At 40.6% G+C, this 18,237-nt stretch carries 9 protein-coding genes; 2 read left to right on the top strand and 7 right to left on the bottom strand.

From position 1 onward, the window contains the following. Positions 1 to 2: 2 nt before the first annotated feature. Entirely contained in the window at positions 3 to 3,368 is a 3,366-nt protein-coding gene (locus Q4575_RS04635) for a TonB-dependent receptor (RefSeq protein WP_303521464.1), read from the bottom strand. A gap of 489 nt (positions 3,369 to 3,857) precedes the next feature. Here Q4575_RS04635 and Q4575_RS04630 point away from each other — a divergent pair, with 489 nt between their 5' ends. Together Q4575_RS04630 and Q4575_RS04625 are read left to right on the top strand one after the other, a co-directional pair. Next, a complete protein-coding gene (locus Q4575_RS04630; protein WP_303521463.1) occupies positions 3,858 to 5,867 on the top strand; it encodes a carbohydrate binding domain-containing protein in 2,010 nt (669 codons plus the stop codon). Between the two features lie 97 nt (positions 5,868 to 5,964). Further along, a complete protein-coding gene (locus Q4575_RS04625; RefSeq protein WP_215964312.1) occupies positions 5,965 to 7,116 on the top strand; it encodes a putative glycoside hydrolase in 1,152 nt (383 codons plus the stop codon). 148 nt (positions 7,117 to 7,264) lie between these two features. Here Q4575_RS04625 and Q4575_RS04620 read toward each other — a convergent pair whose 3' ends face one another. The 6 genes from Q4575_RS04620 to Q4575_RS04595 form a co-directional block, all read right to left on the bottom strand. Then, complete coding sequence (locus Q4575_RS04620; RefSeq protein ID WP_303521462.1) at positions 7,265 to 9,541, bottom strand: BspA family leucine-rich repeat surface protein; 2,277 nt, start codon at positions 9,539 to 9,541, stop codon at positions 7,265 to 7,267. 284 nt (positions 9,542 to 9,825) lie between these two features. After that, complete coding sequence (locus tag Q4575_RS04615) at positions 9,826 to 11,322, bottom strand: tryptophan halogenase family protein (RefSeq protein ID WP_303521646.1); 1,497 nt, start codon at positions 11,320 to 11,322, stop codon at positions 9,826 to 9,828. Positions 11,323 to 11,412: 90 nt separating this feature from the next. After that, positions 11,413 to 12,447, bottom strand: coding sequence for a cupin-like domain-containing protein (locus Q4575_RS04610; protein ID WP_303521461.1), 1,035 nt, complete (start codon positions 12,445 to 12,447; stop codon positions 11,413 to 11,415). A gap of 57 nt (positions 12,448 to 12,504) precedes the next feature. After that, positions 12,505 to 13,239, bottom strand: coding sequence for a SapC family protein (locus Q4575_RS04605; protein WP_303521460.1), 735 nt, complete (start codon positions 13,237 to 13,239; stop codon positions 12,505 to 12,507). 137 nt (positions 13,240 to 13,376) lie between these two features. Beyond that, positions 13,377 to 16,439, bottom strand: coding sequence for a TonB-dependent receptor (locus Q4575_RS04600; protein ID WP_215964316.1), 3,063 nt, complete (start codon positions 16,437 to 16,439; stop codon positions 13,377 to 13,379). Between the two features lie 745 nt (positions 16,440 to 17,184). Next, on the bottom strand, positions 17,185 to 18,213 hold the full coding sequence (locus Q4575_RS04595) for a glycoside hydrolase family 43 protein (RefSeq protein WP_303521459.1): 1,029 nt from the start codon (positions 18,211 to 18,213) through the stop codon (positions 17,185 to 17,187). Positions 18,214 to 18,237: the final 24 nt, after the last annotated feature.

The following is an 18,237-nucleotide window of genomic DNA, read 5'->3' as shown; positions in this document are numbered from 1 at the left end:
AATTAGAACGTACCTCTAACAATGAAAGAGTAACGTCGGTCATTAACTAACCATGAGCGATGTAGTTTCAACTTGTTATCAACTTGCATATACGTTTCAGTTTGCGTATTTAACAAGTTAACACCTTGAACACCGATTTTAAGTTGGTCATTGATTTGATAGAAAATCGAACCGTCCATATACCCAGAGTCACCCGTCCAAACCGGTAATTTACTGATTGTATCGCGCGACGTTACAAGGTACTCAGAGCGCCAGTTGTAAGCAACACGAGCTGACCAATCGTCTTTTTCATACATCAAAATTAAGTTCGCTGTATGTTCAGATTGACCTTGCAGTGGTAGTGACGATTGCAATGCATAGCTTTCGCTACCTACGTTGCCGTATACATACTCTAAGTTACCGTCACCGTTTGTATCACGTTTGTCGGCATCATCTAACTTACCATCTTGGTTAAGGTCTTGAGCATCACCAATATCTGTGCTGTCTAAGTTAGCGTTTGGCGTTCCTTCCGTTTTAATATACGTATAGTTTGCTTGCATTCCTAAGCCGCTCCACGCACCTGGCAACATATCGAAGAATTGTTGATAGTTAATTTCAACACCTTTCATCGAACCTTTGCCACCATTTGTCGGGCCACTTACGTCAACTTGCTGAGTAACGCCTGTTTCTGGATTGGTAAATTCTCTTACCGTGCCGCCATTAATAAAGAAGTTGGTTAGATCTTTATAAAAGAACGAGGTGGTTAAAGAACCAACGTCATCGTAATACCATTCAAATGACGCATCCCATTGTACTGATTCCATTGGTTTTAAGAATGGGTTACCTGATGATGCTGTCCAACCGTTAATTCGGGCACTTTCAGGGTCGATCATTAAGTTTTGTTCTAAATCATTGCCACTCGCATCAACCGGTAAACCGGTTGTAGAATCTGATGGGGCGTCTGGATGCGGATTTTCTGCATTCCAATAGGCCGGCAATCTGTCGGCTTCTAAGTTATGACCCAAAACACCAATCGTTGTATTGTTTCTCAAGTTACCAATATCTGGCAATGCAATGGCTTTTGACACGGCAAAACGTGCAAGTAGATCGTCTGTTAATTCAACTTTAATGTTAAAGCTTGGTAAATATTTAGTGTAACTTTGTGATGCTTCATTAGGCACTAATGCACCATTTGCAAAGTTTCTAAAATCTTCAGACATATAGTTAATTGTTTGTTCTAAGAACCGAGAACTTGTTGCAAATAAATTGTAATCTTCAGGATTATAATTTAACGGATCCCAACCTTCAGGTGCAGGATATTGAGTCAGCTGCTCAGGAAATGACGTAGTACCACGAGTGGTATTTTCAATTCGAACTGCACGCAAACCAATGTTACCGGCAACACGATATTCCCAGTCGTCATTTTCGAAATCTAAACGAATATAGGCTGCTGTATTGCCTTCAGATGTATAACTGATCTCTTGTGGTAAGAATTGGTTCGTTAATGAACGGCTTGAACAGTCATCTTCGTATATACGAGATGCGGCTGGTCTAAAGTCGCCACAACGGTCTGAGTACATTGGCTCTAAGATAACCCCCCAATTTTCGTAATTGTTGGTCATCGCATTTGCCGGATGAAGGGCAGTATTTCCACCTTGAATTGTCGCAGTACCGCCGCGGAAGAAATTACTCCAATCGACAACTTCATGAACTTGACCAAGCTGTGCTCTACCGGCAATATCATCAATTAGCGGATCATCTAAATAAACCGGATTAGCCCAAAGTGCACCTAATGAGCCCCAGTTGTACTTACTGTATTTGACTCTTTGTTCACGTTCAGCACGACGAACACCAAATTTCAATTGAACAAAGTAGTCACTGTCGAGCGAATAAGTTGCATCAATACTTAGCGCATTTGATACCCCTTTACTGCGTTCGTAATGGTCCATCGCCGCAGCAAAATGGTATGAAGTTAATTCATTAAAGTAGTTGTCACCACGATAGTCGACACCAATAGCATCCACTTCTTCTTGCGTTGCAGCTGACCAAGGATTGATCATTTCAAGATTTGGGGTACTACCAGTGGTGTCCCAATTTTGATTCGCGTGGGTCATAAACATAAGTTTCATGTCATCATCTGTTTTTTCAGCAACAATGTGTTGGAAATCAAAAACGAGTGACAAGTTGTCCGTCGGCGTGTATTCAACTTTAAGTGAAATGTCGTCGACTTCTGTACGTTGCTGCTTAATTCGGTTACCAGTATTGAATCTGAAACCAAAGTTTTGAACTTCACCACCAGGCGAACGTTCGGCGTCGCCGCGCCAACCACCAGATGTATCGGTGATACTGCCGCTTTCATAAACACCGTCGTCATCAAATTCAAACTCAGTACCTGGAATTGCGCCTGCTCTATAATCGCCAGGTTGCCATTCTGAATTTATGTTATGTTCATTCCAAGATAAGACAGAATCAGAACGCAAAAACTGCACAGTTGCTTTAAGTGAGCTATCTTCACTTTGCCATTGTAGTGCTGTTGCAATACCTGTTCTTTCACGAGTATCTTGTTTCATGCTTAAGTTAGCACTTGTTGGTACTAAGACACCTTCATCACCAATTTGTACACCGGTTGGCGCATATTTGGCAAACGAACCGTCATAGATATATGGGTTCGCGACTTCCATCCCGTTTAAACTACTTAACGGTCTGAATTCAAATACATTATTTTGAATGCCGTGGCTGTCAGCTTCTAATCGAGACTTAGAAAAGTTAATTAAAAAACCAAATTCACCAAGTTCACCTTTATCCCAGCGATCGCTGTATAAACCCGAGAAGGTTGGGGTGGTTTCTTTAGCAATATCACCACGTGTCCAATCGGCAGAAAACGCCAATTGGCGACCCGCTTGGTCAAATGGACGACGGGTGCGCAAACTAATTGTTCCGGCAATGCCGCCTTCAATCATGTCAGCCGTTTGGTTTTTGTATATATCAACACCGGCCATCATTTCAGGTGGAACATCTTGGAAGCTTAATCCACGGCCTGAGTCGGCGGTAAAAGAATCTCGACCATTAAATTCGCTTCGAGTTTGAGTCATTCCTCGGACGACTGCACCAGAACCTTCAGAGCTAAAGTGATCAGGGTCGTTTGATGCCGCAAAACGTTCAATCGATACGCCAGGTAAACGTTGCATTGCTTCTAAAACGCTTCGGTCAGGTAAAGAACCGATATCGTCAGATGTAATGGAATCGACAAATGTTTCAGCATTACGTTTTAAATTTTGCGCGTTAAGTAAGTTGCTCCTCATGCCCTTTACTTCGATGACTTCTACATTGTCTTCAGCTTCTGTTTTTTTCTCTTCTTCTTGACTGTAGACATTTGTACTTAAGCTCATAATAGCGATCGCTATTAATGACTTTTTAAATATAGGTATTTGTCTTTGAATACCCTTTGAATTACGACCAACGTGCCCCATGCTTTTGCTCCACATTTTAGCTTTATTATTTATTATGACGGATACATTTTATTCATATTTTGCAGGTGACATTTATTGTCTCTGCTTTTAGCAAATTATCGCTAACGCCCAACAGAGCTTAACAGATAAACCTTTAATACAAATTTCTTAGGTGTATTTAGGTACTTATTTACCAAATAGTCAATTGAACTATAAGAAAACGCAAATTAAAAACAATATATCGCAAGATATACTTATTTTTGTCACTCGCTAGGGATGTAATTTACCGACAAAATTAGGTCGATTTATTATGTTTTTGAGTTTGAAACTTGTCTTTTTTTTTAATCCTGATTATCGCTATACCTTTTCTAAATTCATCTCTATATAGTTTGAAAAGACATAATTATAATAATATTTGTGAGTAGAAAAATGATAAGTACAAATTATAAAATTGGTTTATTGAGTTCTTTAATCGCATTGTCAATTACAGGTTGTTCTCTAGAATTGGAAGATGAGGAAATTAATGTAACCCCGCGTTATGCTGATGTGGTTATTGCACCAGTTAGTGATGACGTAGACACTGGAGCGGGCTCTGACAAATTATCGTTAGATAATGCAGACTTGGAAACGGGTAGCACCGACCCATGGTTCGGGAACGGTCCAGCTGTGTTGACCATCGAACAAACTGAAGTCAAAGCAGGGTCATTTAGTTTAAAAGTAACCGATAGAACAGATGGATGGAATGGTGCCGCTATTTCCTTTGGCGACAAGCTAATTGTCGGCCACACTTACACTGTTTCTGTTTGGGTTAAAATGGCAAATGTTGACTCATCTAATGTTTCATTGACAGTCAAAGTCGCGGACGACGATGGTGATCATTATAACGGTATAGGGTCAACGATAGCGACAAACACCGATTGGGTTGAGCTAACTGGTGAATATACTCATGCGCCAATAGGAACTGAAACTGCGGAACCTTACATTTATATCGAAGGTGCAGATGCTGGCGTTGAATATTATGTCGATTCGTTAGTGGTTATCGATAATGATTTCGAACCAGGTGGCGCTGTAGATACGAGCGTCGCACTTGATAACTCAGGTTTTGAGTCTGGCGTTCAAGCCCCGTGGACAACTCAAGGCGATGCGATGTTAACGCTTGAGCCGACAGAAGTTAAAGAAGGGAGTTTTAGTGCGTTGATAACCGGTCGTTCTTCAGGCTGGCATGCTCCTATCTATACAATTACAGACAAATTAGTTGTTGGCGACACATATTACTTTTCAATATGGGTGAAGTTAGTCGAAGAGACAGCGGAAAACATGAAGTTAAGTTTAAAAGTTGTTGATGACAGCGGCGATAACTACATAACAATTGCCAATGCATCGGTTGATAATACGGCATGGGTTGAATTAACCGCCGAATATGTTCACGCGTCAGATGGTCCTGAAACACAAGTGATTGTTTATGTTGAAAGCGACTCTCCAACAGCATCTTATTATATAGACTCACTAAAAATTGATGGTGAGGCCGTAGTCGTTCCAACCAATATTTTACCAAATGGTGACTTTGAATTGGGTGCCGGTGACAGTTTTGAAAACTGGGGGGCTTGGAATGGTTCAGTAAATGTTACTGCTGAAACAACTGATGTTCATGGTGGTAACCGCGGTGTGAAAGTGGTTGGTACCGGCACGAATCCTTGGGATGTACAATTAGGAAGTGACGCTGTAGAAACAGTTGTTGGCAATGAATATGTGCTTTCAATGTGGATAAAAGGTGAAGAAGACGGAGGTGTAGTTCGCTTCTCTACAAGCAGTGAAGCTGGTGCACTTTATGGTGCTGATGAAACGATTGGGACATCATGGCAACAAGTGACCTGGACATTTGCAGCGAACGATGTTGCAACTCAAGTTGTTCTGGATTTAGGAGCGTCTGCAGTTACTTATCTAATTGATGATGTTGAACTTATTCCTGTTGCTGCCGAACCGGCTTACATGTTATCGGCTGATACAGTCTTGTTAAACGGTGACTTAGAACTAGGTACAGACAATGACTTTGATAATTGGGGCAAGTGGAACAATGGTGATGGCATTGTGCAAGAACTTACTGAAGTTCACAGTGGTGCACGTTCAGCCAAAGTGACTAATGGCAGTGACTTTAACGCCGAGTATCAATCGCAACTTGTTAGTGATGAAACCACTTTAGTTGTAGGCACTACTTATAGTGCATCGGTTTGGATAAAAGGAACCGTTGATGGCGAAGTTCGTTTTTCTACCAATGAAACTACGCCGCAATATGGCGCTACAGCTATGGTTACCGCTGATTGGTCTCAAGTCGTTTGGGAGTTTACCGCAACAGAGGAAGTGACTAGGCTCGTTTTTGACTTAGGTAAAACGCCAGACGCAGTTTATTACGTCGATGACTTTGAATTAGTGGCTAAATAGTCAATTGGCTATTTAGCCCTAATACATAATCATAAAAACTCTTAATTTATTAGTAAATTAAGAGTTTTTTTACTTTATCAAGAGAAGAGATGATCTTATGAATCAATACAAACAAAAGTTAAAGCGCGCAGCTCAAAATATTTCATTGGCTATAATGTTTGGCATTTCTTGCTTAATAACTGCGCACGCCGCTGATTTCTCAATTACGGTAAAAACCAAGACAATAAATGGCGACCAGTACAACAACGTTGCCACAAAAAGTATTACGGGAGACCACTGGGAGCTAATTTCAGGGCACTATAAACATAGTAACGACAAAGACCTTGCCAGTCCGTATCTGTATATCGAAGGGCCCAACAAAGGCATCAATTATTATATCGACAGCCTCGTAGTGGTAGATTTAAATTCAGAGCTATCTGGCTCGGCAGAGAATCTAACCGATAATTCAGGTTTGGAAACCGGATCTGTGTCACCTTGGTTTAAAAATGGTGATATAAAATTAGCCCTTGAAAATGCAATTGTTAACGATGGTAAATACAGTTTAAAGGTCAGTCAACGAACCGATAATTGGAATGGGGCCGCAATCGCGTTTAATAGAGCTCTAATCAGCGGTCATACTTATAAAATATCAGCTTGGGTTAAATTAGCTAAATCTGAGGCCACAGTAAAAACCGTGCAAAAAAGCAATCCTTCCTCAGTAAACAGTAATTATGTTTATTTTACCGACGGTAAACCAACAGGCGAATGGGGAATCGTGCTCGGCGATAGCAGCGACTGGACAAAAGGCATCAAAAATAACACCGGGTCATCAGCCGATAAGCAACTAGCGGTAAAACCTGCAACGTATAAAGTGGCTAATGATGCGATAAATATCAAGTGGGCTCGTAAAAAAGGCAAGGGGCAGTTTGCGATTTACGGTGCAAACATTGATCTATCTTCGTTGCAAGATTCAGTGGCTTTAACGATGGAAGTTAAAGTCATCAGGAAACCTAAAAAGAGCGTCCAGTTTGGTCTAGACTGCGGATATCCATGCCGTGGTGAAATGAACATTCAAAAAATGTTTAGAGGTCTACCAAAAGGTGAATGGGTGACGTTTCCTATTCCACTCAACTGTTTTGTCGCCCAGGGGCTTGATGCCAGTAGAATAAATGGCCCATTATTGATCGCGTCCGACGGTTCATTTGAAATTGAAATCGCGGATGTACGCATGGAGCAATTACCTGAGGGCGCACCAACCTGCGCAAACTAGATAGCTTTTAATTAGATTCGCTGAGTATTGACGTTATGTTCAATACTCAGCATCAGAGGTTTAATAAACCAACCAACATCAACTCACTTATTAACATCAAAGCGTTTGACGGCAGATGTTAGGCGTTCAATAAACATCAAACTTAACGTTAATTAAAGGGGTTGAACTCAGGCGGTAGCGTGCCGCAACTAAGGGTAAACATAGCACCTTCTTCATAGGGTTCGCCGAGTACGGTTTTCTTAACTTGAGATACCACCCAACCACTGATATCTTGCTTAAAGCTAGAGTTACAGAACATTTTATTCATAGACCAGACACTAGACACATCCCACGAACCAATATTTTGGTTGAATTTAGATTCGGCAAACATGCTATACGCTCGATTCAGATTAGAGACATCCCAAGAACTAATATCTTGATTGAAAACAGAACGTTGAAACATACTTTCCATATATTTTACATTAGAGACATCCCATAAGCTGATGTCTAGGTTAAAAACTGACCCTAAAAACATTGAACTCATATCAGTTACAATAGAAACGTCCCAAGAGCTTATGTCTTTATTAAAAACAGAATCTTGGAACATACCGTCCATATATTTCACATTAGAGACATCCCAATTTCCAATGTCCTGATTGAATACTGAGCTTTCGAACATTCTAGCCATACTTTTTACATTAGAAACATCCCAATTTCCAATGTCCTGATTGAATGCAGAGCTTCTGAACATTCCAGCCATAAGCTCTACATTAGAGACATCCCAATTTCCAATGTCCTGATTGAATGCAGAGCTTCTGAACATTCCACCCATATATTTCACATTAGAGATATCCCAAGAGCTGATGTCTTGATTAAAAGGGGTAGCTGAAAACATTCCACCCATATTTTCTACATTAGAGATATCCCAAGAGCTGATGTCTTGATTAAAAGGGGTAGCTGAAAACATTCCACCCATATTAGTTACATTAACGACATCCCAAGAGCTAATGTCTTGATTAAAAAGGGTAGCTGAAAACATTGCACCCATATCAGTTACATTAGCGACATCCCAAGAGCTGATGTCTTGATTAAAAGGGGTAGCTGAAAACATTGCACTCATATCAGTTACATTAGCGACATCCCAAGAGCCGATGTCTTGATCAAAAGGGCTAGCTGAAAACATTTCACTCATATCAGTCACGTTAAAGACAACCCAAGGACGAATGTTTTGATTGAATTCTGAGTCTTTGAACATTTCACTCATATCAGTCACATTAAATACATCCCACGAACCTATGTTTTGATTGAACTTTGATCCTTTGAACATTTCACTCATATCAGTCACATTAGATACATCCCACGAACCTATGTGCTGATTGAACATTGATTCTTTGAACATTTCACTCATATTAGTCACATTAGCGACATCCCAAGAGTCGATATCTTGATTAAATTCTGAGTTTTTGAACATTTCACCCATATTAGTCACATTAGATACATCCCACGAGCCTATGTCCTGATTAAATTCTGAGTTTTTGAACATTTCACTCATATTCGCCACATTAGAGACATCCCACGACCCAATGTCCTGGTTGAACTTAGAATCTTTGAACATTTCACTCATATCAGTCACATTAGAGACATCCCAAGCGCCAATATCTTGATCGAAACTTGACTCGTTGAACATTAATTTCATGCTAGTCATACTAGAGACATCCCAAGAATTAATGTTTTGATTAAACAGTGAAGAAGTAAACATCCTGCTAGCACTTTTCAAATTAGAGACATCCCATGAATTAATGTCTCGATTGAATGCTGAGTAGGCAAACATTTCGTTCATATTCACCACATTTGAAACGTTCCAATCACCAATATCTTGTTTGAATTGACTATTATAAAACATACGCTCCATATTAGTCACATTAGAAACATCCCAAGAGCCGATATCTTGGTTAAATCTTTCATTGGAAAACATTTCACTCATATCAGTCACTTTAGAAACATCCCAAGCGCTAATATCTTGATTAAAATCTGCTGAATTGAACATTCCCGACATGTTTGTTACATTTGATACGTCCCAGGATGTAATATCAGGAACGTATTGTGCATTTATAAACATCCATTTCAAGTTAGTGACTTTGGTCGTTATAACGGTATGTAAATCGGCTTTATCATAGTCTCGAATGGTTTTGTCATCTACTATGGTGTATTCGACCCCATTGATTAATTGAGTTTTCCCCACACTTGCTTCGTCAACTGCAACAATGGTTATGCCATTCTCTGCGAGGTAGGCATAGGCAGATAGTTCAGGGTTATGTGGGAAGGGATCCAAACTGTCGATAACGCCATCGTTGTCAGAATCGATATCAGTTTCCTGGTCCGGCTTACTGTCAGAGGAGCAGCCAAAAAGGAACAGGGGAATTGCAATTAACCATAGTATTTTCAAAGTCATAATCCTTTATTATTATCATTAAAAATTATACTAGGCAGTGTGTAGAAGTTAGTCAATAGTACACGCGGTGCATTAGTTTCGGTTGTTAGTTGTTAGTTGTTAGTTGTTAGTTGTTTGTTTTTTGTCAATATTACTTTACGTCGTAAAGACGGCATCTTTTCGATGGTTATATTAAATAACTGTGGCTCATAATTGCCTTACTTAACCAAGTAACGGGGGCATGTCTATTTAGACTAATCCTGTTGCAATATTGTGACTGCATTTAGGAATGGCATAAGTTAGTTTTTAATTTCTGGTGCTTGGCAATAATGTTTAACAAACTCCTGATGAGTGGGCAGTTGGTCTACTGCCGATGTAATTGAATGCTTCAACCCTGTCAGGAACTTTTCTAGCTCTTGGTCACTCATCGTTTTAACCATGTGGTGGTACTGTTTAGGGGCTATGCCTTGCCCCAACATCACTTGAACCCAAGAGTCGACTCTGAATAACTCACCGTCTGACTGAAACGCACGACCACCGTCTTTAAATAAATTAATCCTGTGTGACAAGGTCTTAGGTACTTCCATATCTTTGCAATAACGCCAAAACGGGCTGTCGTCACGTTGCGTTACGTGATAATGCAAAATGATAAAGTCGCGTATTTTTTCAAGCTCCACTGCAGCTTGTTGGTTGTATTCATCAATAACTTCATCTGTGATGCCACCAAAGGGAAATAGCTTCATTAAGCGAATGGTTGCCATCATAAAAAGATGGATACTGGTTGATTCCAAAGGCTCAACAAACCCACTGGAAAGTCCCATTGCAATACAGTTTTTATTCCAATTTTTCCGTCGTCGACCGGTTCGGTATTTGATCACTTTGGGTTTGGTAATTGGCGGTCCATCAATGTTATCTAAAAGTTGTTTTACGGCTTCTTCATCCGACATATATTGACTGCAAAACACTAATCCATTACCTACTCTATGTTGTAATGGAATTTGCCACTGCCAGCCCGCGCTATGTGCAATAGACCGCGTATACGGAACTGCAGGACCTGTCGACGCGGTTTGCACAGCGACAGCACTATCACATGGCAACCAATGTGACCAATCTTCGTACCCTGTGTGCAGCGCTTTTTCGATGAGTAAACCTCGAAAACCTGTACAGTCAATAAATAGGTCACCTTCGATGGCTTGACCGGAGCCCAATGTAATAGCGCTTATGCCGCCAGTTGTTTGGTCTTTCAGTACATCTACAATTTTACCTTCGATGCGAGTAATACCTCTATCTTCACTGAATTTTCGTAAAAATAGACCGTATAAAGTTGCATCCATATGATAGGCATAGTTTATTTTTGACTTAGCCGAGGTGGCAAATTTGCCTGCTTTGGCTGCTTGTAATTCATAACAATAGTCACCAAATGGCGCATTGATGCCTTTTTCTAACCCATGTAGCCAAAAGTCATGGAATTCACCCAAGTAAAAGTCTTTACCTGTGATCCCAAATGAATGTATGTATTTATCACCAATTTGGCCCCAATTTTCAAATGAAATACCTAACTTGAAGGTGGCTTGCGTGGCTCGCATCACTTCCTGTTCGTCGATACCTAAAAACTTATGGAAGGTCCTCATGGGCGGTATGGTCGCTTCACCTACGCCTATCGTGCCGATGTCATCCGATTCGACTAGGACAATGTCGAGTACTTTTCCAAGTTGTTTAGTTAAGGCTGCTGCGGCTATCCATCCGGAGGTTCCGCCACCTGCGATGACGACTTTTTTAATTGGTTTTGTTGCCATGTTTTTATTATACGAAGTCAAAATGAGTTCCAACGTTTAAAGTGAGCTTTAACTTAACCTATGTTAGCAAAGTTAGGAAATTCGCTCGGGTTATCGATTAAGCTTATTTAACAATTGCGCTCTGAGTTTTCTTGCCTGTAATTCGTCTATTTTTCCCAACGAACCTCTTGCCTGCTCTGGCAGGTGTTCACCCGCGTGAGTTGACTCGGAAAAAATATAATAATCAAAGACTTGCTGCCATGCCTTTTTCTCTGTTAATGGTCGATCTTTAATGCTGAGTAGGGCATGTTGTAATACGTTCATTGCTTCACCTAAGTAGTTAGGTACGTTGTTCCACCAGTAGTTAATAAGTACGTTAAACTTACTTAAGCCTTCAACTTGATGCCACCACATACGGGGCAAATACAAGGCATCCCCGGGGGTCAATTCAGCAATTTGTCCCGCTGCAATGGCGTCTTTAAAACGTGGGTATTTGTCAACGTCGGGCTCGTTAAAATCAACCATACTGATAGCAGGACCACCTGGGTTTAACTCAAGTGGGCCTGGGTAAAGGTTATGTATTTGTTCAGGAGGGAATAATGTGAATCGACGATTACCCACAACACAACACGCAATATTGTCTGACGTATCATAATGGCAAGCGGCGAGGGTGGCATTGCCGAGCCAAATTTTCATCTCGGGTTTTGACATCAAACCGCTGTTGATGTGTTTTGAAATATCGAGATCGTTATTTTCCCTGAGCGAAGGTAAGTGTTTATCAACAAAGCTTGAGGCAATATAATACGACGGAGTTTGAGGGGCATTCAGAGTTGCCATTATCAAGTCTAAAACCTCGCTAATTGGCATTTTTTGAGATTGATAATCGAGCTTACTAGTGTCGTTATTATAAAAAAAACGACCTTGGATTTCGGGTCTACCAATACATGCAATGGCGGGTTTGCCATTGTCCGCAGATTTTAAATAATCTATTGCTTGGCTATTTGAAGCTTGGCCCGCCTTATATAATTCCCAGTTGTTAACCAATCCTCTTAAAATAACAGGCTCGGAGGAATTCAGTATATGCTCAGGGATTTGACCTGAAGTACCGACATCTATGCTGTTTGTTTTGTTTGTTATATTTTGCATACCCTAACTTGCCACAAGTCTTGTTCTATTACATCGAAATTAATAGATGCTGCCGAATTATTCTATTAGTTGGTTTTTCAAATTGATTAATTTTTGAATGTTAGAAATTGAGGCAATGATTAAAAAGGCACTTTGTAAAAAGCCTGACCGATTTAGCTTTTCAAGACTTGCGCCATCGAGGTTTTGGAGTTTCTCGTCACTAATTGTGTAGTTGCCATTGAGTTGGTATTTTTCACCGTTATCTAACGTAAATTCAATTGTAATGGGTTCTATTAAACTGAGCTCTTCAAATGCCGCAAACATGACATTGGTCAATTTCGCGCCCTCGGTAATTCGCTTTAATGAACTTGCGCTGTTTTCCAAGTACTGACTGTTACCGCCATGCTCTAAAAATAAGGCTGTTCCGTCAGAAATATTTGTTCGTGTGCTGTCCATATCAATATGGATCACTGGTGCTTTTTCGTCACCACCATCGGCTGATTGGTCTTGATAACCAATTAAAAAGGGTTCACGGGCGATAATAGCCGGGACATATTCTGCATTCCATCCAGTGGCTGTTGTAGTGTCTAAAAACAGGTTTTCGTTTTTTTCGAAGCCTAATATAACGGTAGATAGGAACTGGTTAGTTTCAGGGTCTTTGCGAAATAAAATAGGGTACTCTTTTTGAATGTCTTCAATCTCATTAGGGAAGATAATTGTACTCGCAATGTTATTGCCGTGAGCAGCGCTATAGCGAGGATCAATTTTTAAATCTTTGTGGGTTACGTTGTTTAGCAATACATGGTTGGCCATTGTTATTATTATTCCTGTATTTATAGGGCAAATCGGTTTGATTCCGCGTGCATTAATCTCGTTGTTGGGAAAAGAAAGCCGCTAAATTTAGCGGCCTTCTATACGTTCAAACTGTTTCTAAGTAATTAGATTACGTATTAGAAAGAGTAACGTGCGCCCACTTGATAACGTGCCCCTAACTCTGTTAAGTACCAAAGTTGGGTTTTGTTACGTGCATGCGAACGGCTGTTTTCTTCAGTAAGGTTAATCCCTTCGAAGAATACGGTTAAGTCGTCGTTCACTTCATAACTTACGTTAAGGTCAATTTGAGAGTAAGCTTCAACGTAACGCGGGTTATTTGAACTACCTTTGTTAACTTCCGCTAAGTACTCGTCACGCCAGTTGTAGGCAATACGAGCTTGCCAACCATCTTTCTCGTACATCGCGACAACGTTAGCTGTATCGCTCAAACCAATTAACGCAAACTGAGATACATCTGGATCCGCTTCGTTATCAAACTTAATATCGCCACGAACTAACGTATAGTTAGCTTGTACACCAAAGCCAGTATCACCAAAGAAGTGTTGGACCGCAAATTCAGCACCATAAATCTTAGCTTCTTTGTTATTGTCAGGTGTATTGGTGCGGAAAATCATTTCAGGGTCGCCAGCAACTGCTGTTAGATCCCATCCCGGAGTTTCTGCAAGTTGTGCTGCTTGAGCATCAGAACCATCATAATCCGCTGCGCCGTTCGGGAATACTTCTGGGTGCTCTAACAATACCATCATGTTATATAATGAACTGTCGTCTAGCGCCCAACCACCGTCTATTACAGCTTGTGCTGCTGCTTTTGCGCGTGCTCCGCCTGTAACGTCTAAGATACCAAAGTGACCGCTGTCAACTTGCTTGCTACCAATAAATTTAGCCACGTTCTTTTGGAAGAAACCAGTAGAAATGTAACTTGCTTCGTCAAAGTACCATTCTAAAGACAAATCAACGTTAGAAGATTCTAAAGGCAATAAGCCTGGGTTAGATGCGCTAGCTGTTGGTTTTGCGCCAAGTAGTGTTGAACCACCGCCGCCGCCAAAGTTACTAGCAGAAACCCCTAAGCTTCCTAATCCAGCGCGAGCGATTGTTTTACTGAAAGAGAAACGACCTTTTAAATCATCTGTGATATCAATATCGAAATCAAATGTTGGTAAAAGGTTGTCATAGCTGTTTGTTGCCGAAAATGGCGCAGCAGGAATGTTACTGTCTACATAAGGTACTACGTCATCGTTATCTTCCCAGCTGAAAAATATTGTGCCTACCAAAGAACTCGATTCAACTTCAGTCTTTTCAAAACGTAGACCAGTCAATACGTGGAAAGGCATGCCATTTAGTTCACCGCCAACTGCAATTTGCATATAAGCAGCCGTTGTTGATTCTATAACACGGTTACTTGCAGACAAAGATGCTTCAGATTCAGTCGGGATACCTGGATACAGATTAAGTGCTGCATCATATATTGCAGAAGGGCTACCAATAAAACCATAACCTGGGGTAGATGACGTTGGGTAATCGTTAAATTCGCCCGCTAAGTCAAATGGCTGAAGTATATCGCCAAACTCACCTGGGTTTGCAACACCCCAGTTACCAAGCGCAATATTGTTACCAGCCGTTTGCATAGAAAGTGAATCCATTTCACTGACTTCCACACCAAAGTCAAAGCGACCGTCATCAAACTCATACGTACCATCAAACTTAACTTGAGATATGTCTGTTTCTTGTGATGCATTTCTAATACGAGCGATAGACGAACCAACATCGCCTGCGTCTACCATGCCGTTATTATTTGCGCCACGGATACTGTCATCGTAAACGTTGCTAAACGTTGGCAAGTCAGCGCCCCAGAACCATTCTGTTTGTGTTTTAATTGGAGCACCTAGACCAACAGCAAGTTCACCACTGTTACGAGGGCCAACACCGCGACTGTGCATATTTGACTGGTGGGCATCAAGTCGTAAAATCAAGCTGTCATTAACTTCGAATTCAAAGTTAACACCTAGTGAGGTGAGGGTATTTAAGTTTTCACGTAATTGTTGCTCGTAGCCTTCATCCGAACCGCCAGAATAGGCTTCTTTAGCATAAATTGGTGTTGCTACCGCAGAGTCGTCAAAAATGACTTGTTGTACGTTGTCACCATTCTGCATCCAGTTGGTGATTTCACCACGGTGCTCAGTAAGTTGGTTTTCAGCGAATGTATAATCAAGTGTACCGGTAATTCTATCGGTAGGTCTAAATTGTAATGTTAATTGGGCGTTATCTCGAACACGTTGGGTGTTTGAAAATGCATAACGGATGTCATTTGGACGAGCGTATAATTGACCATCTTCAGGTTCATTTTGATAAATGTCTCCGGTATTATTATACAAACCGCCTGGGTTATTTAGGTCATTCCAGTATCCGATGTTCCAGTTGTTTACGGTCGCTCCAGTGTAACCAGAATCACGCTCTTGGTGACTGACTGATAAGCTAACACCATAAATTGAATCGTCATCGCTATAGCTGATCAAGCCTGAAAGTTCAGGTGTAATGTCGCTGCCAGTTCTGTTTGTTGTATCTGCTACAGCTTTAACGCCTACATTGGCTTTAAACCCGACGGTATCGAGTGGTCTTGCTGTATTAATATTGATTGTTGCACCAATACCGCCAGTGGCAATATTTGCTTTACCTGTTTTATAAACTTCAACAGACTTTACGCTTTCTGATGCAAGGTTGGCAAAATCAAATGCTCGCGTACCACCGCCTCGAGTCGTTCCATCAGCACCTGAACCGGCACCATAAGTTGTTGCCGCAGGCATCATTCGACCGTTTAAAGTCACCATGTTGTTATCACCCGCAAAACCACGGACAGTAACTTCCGACCCTTCGCCGTTTACACGACTGATAGAAACACCAGTAATACGTTGTAGTGATTCAGCTAAGTTAGTATCTGGGAATTTACCCATATCCTCTGATGAAATTGCGTCTACAACGCCCTCTGCATCTCGTTTTAAACGCGTTGACTCTTGAATACTTGAACGCATACCAGTAACAGAAATGACTTCAATTGAGGCCTCCGCTGCTGCGTTATCGTCGGCTGCAATTGCGACACCCGCATAGAAGCTTGATGCAATGCTAGCGGCTAGTAGTGATTTTGCAAAAGTTTGATTCTTACGCTGTGATTGTAAATGTTTCATTTTAATTCCCACTTTGTATTGTTGTGATTTTTTTAAGTGTTCGTCCATTTATATTCATGACTGAATAACAAAAGATACATTTTTAATCCCTCAATCCTTGAGCGAGTTGTTTCCCGGACAACTTTCCCTCAAAAAATGCATCATTCGCACAAATACAACCCAATTTGTAAGCGGTTACATATGGACATTTAGTAATCTATTACAAATCGCTTTTTAACGATAATACTAAATTAAACATTCCATTTATGTTAATCCGCAAATTAGATTTTGGTTTTTCGTTATGTTGTTTTTTGTTTTTATATTTCAATAGTTTACTTTCCTTGTTGAAATTTGGTTTGTTTCTGAAAATTAGTTTGGCTTGTCGTTTTAAACTCATGTGTCCAGACGAAACTGCACCCGTTTTAGGTGTTTTTTGAGTCGTCACAAAATAGAAAGAATACATGATGGTTAAAAGCGTTTTTGGATTGCTATATTGGATATGAATAATGTCAAAATAGTCATTCCTCACTCTCAAAAAAAACAGGTGTTTGGTCTATGACTTTTCAGTCAAATAACCTGATGTGAATGTAAATTGTTCACGACTTTACTGCCGTTACGTTGGTGTTTACTCAGGCTCGTCTCAACATGTGTTTGTAAAGCGTGGTTAGTTGAAATTTCGAACCAGGTATCTACAAGTAAGTCATTTTTTAAATAGAAAATAAGTGATTGGCTCACTTATTTTCTATTAGCCACAATGGATTACAGGTTATTTGTTGTAAGGCGCAATCGGAATTATGGTGCCATCATCATTGTAATTAATTTCTGCCATTTTAATTGACCGTAAATGTGTTACGCCTTTTGAAAGCACACAGTCATGGTAAAACAAATACGATTTATCATCGATTTCACAAATGGAGTGATGCGTTGTCCAGCCCTCTACAGGGGTTAGGATGTGTCCTTGATAGGTGAATGGTCCGTATGGATTGTCACCGATGGCATAACAAATCAAATGGCTATTGCCTGTTGAATAAGAGAAGTAGTATTTGCCATTATGTTTGTGCATCCAAGACGCTTCAAAAAATCGACGTTGGTGATCACCGGCTAATAATACATCGCCATTTTCATCTAATATTTTTAGCTCTTTAGGTGTTTCATCACATTCCAGCATATTGTCAGTTAAGCGCGCTACAATAGGCCCTAACTGAGGTTCATCGTCCGCAGGTTCACCTTTGGATGCATCATAGACATTGTTTCGATAGTTTTGTAACTGGCCGCCCCAGATACCGCCCCAGTACATGTAATGACGGCCATCATCATCTTCAAAAACAGCAGGGTCGATTGAATAACTTTCTTTAATCGGGTTTGGTTGGGCGATAAATGGCCCTGTAGGTGAGTCACTTACCGCTACGCCGATTTGAAAAATACCATCGGCTTTTTTCGCCGGAAAATATAAGTAATATTTGCCGTCTTTGCAGGCTGCGTCTGGTGCCCACATTTGACGTTCGGCCCAGTCTACATCGTCAACGTGCAGCGCCACACCGTGATCTACAGCTTCACTATTAACATCGTTCATGGAGATTACATGGTAATCTTCCATCGCGAAGTGATCACCGTTATCGTTAAACTCGATGCCAGCTTCAATATCATGTGAAGGGTAGATATAAATTTTACCGTTAAAAACATGGGCCGAAGGGTCAGCGGTATAAATATGTTTAACGAGAGGTTGAGAAATCGCTTTCTTCTCAAGTTGTTCATAATCTACTTGTTCAATAGTTACATTTTCTGTATCAGACATTTTTAAACTCTTATTTAGTAAATT

Source organism: Psychrosphaera sp. 1_MG-2023 (genome assembly GCF_030548245.1).
Lineage (GTDB): Bacteria > Pseudomonadota > Gammaproteobacteria > Enterobacterales > Alteromonadaceae > Psychrosphaera > Psychrosphaera algicola.
This window is presented reverse-complemented; position numbering and strand designations above follow the sequence as displayed.

Excerpts from the sequence above, each read along its gene's own strand:
- Q4575_RS04635 (WP_303521464.1), bottom strand. The coding sequence starts at position 3,368 with ATGAGCTTAAGTACAAATGTCTACAGTCAAGAAGAAGAGAAAAAAACA.
- Q4575_RS04610 (WP_303521461.1), bottom strand. The coding sequence starts at position 12,447 with ATGCAAAATATAACAAACAAAACAAACAGCATAGATGTCGGTACTTCA.
- Q4575_RS04630 (WP_303521463.1), top strand. The coding sequence starts at position 3,858 with ATGATAAGTACAAATTATAAAATTGGTTTATTGAGTTCTTTAATCGCA.
- Q4575_RS04605 (WP_303521460.1), bottom strand. The coding sequence starts at position 13,239 with ATGGCCAACCATGTATTGCTAAACAACGTAACCCACAAAGATTTAAAA.
- Q4575_RS04595 (WP_303521459.1), bottom strand. The coding sequence starts at position 18,213 with ATGTCTGATACAGAAAATGTAACTATTGAACAAGTAGATTATGAACAA.
- Q4575_RS04600 (WP_215964316.1), bottom strand. The coding sequence starts at position 16,439 with ATGAAACATTTACAATCACAGCGTAAGAATCAAACTTTTGCAAAATCA.
- Q4575_RS04625 (WP_215964312.1), top strand. The coding sequence starts at position 5,965 with ATGAATCAATACAAACAAAAGTTAAAGCGCGCAGCTCAAAATATTTCA.
- Q4575_RS04615 (WP_303521646.1), bottom strand. The coding sequence starts at position 11,322 with ATGGCAACAAAACCAATTAAAAAAGTCGTCATCGCAGGTGGCGGAACC.